The sequence below is a fragment of the Shewanella sp. S1-49-MNA-CIBAN-0167 genome (assembly GCF_040310145.1).
In the GTDB taxonomy this organism is placed as follows: domain Bacteria; phylum Pseudomonadota; class Gammaproteobacteria; order Enterobacterales; family Shewanellaceae; genus Shewanella; species Shewanella psychromarinicola.
The window spans coordinates 1-267 of record NZ_JBEOPO010000291.1; the positions used below are offsets into that span (position 1 = coordinate 1).

General features: G+C 43.1%; 1 protein-coding gene. It reads left to right on the forward strand.

Translation table 11 applies throughout. The annotated features are described in order from the left end of the window. Positions 1-267, forward strand: a 267-nt coding sequence (locus tag AAEZ00_RS21355; RefSeq protein ID WP_351089922.1) for an aminotransferase class I/II-fold pyridoxal phosphate-dependent enzyme, incomplete at both ends; no start/stop codon positions are given.

Below are 267 nucleotides of genomic sequence, written 5' to 3' on the forward strand. Positions count from 1 at the left end.
GTACATTATCGCTGCGATGAAGAAGCCGATTGGTTTCCTGATTTAGATGACATAAAGAGTAAAATCAGCAGCCGCACACGTGCGATTGTGATGATCAACCCAAACAACCCTACCGGTGCGGTTTACAGTAAAGAATTGCTGCTAGAGGTTGTTGAGCTATGTCGTCAACACGATTTGATATTATTCGCCGATGAAATTTACGATAAAATTTTATACGACGAGGCCAAGCACATCCCTGCCGCTGGTTTATCTGATGACATTCTGACT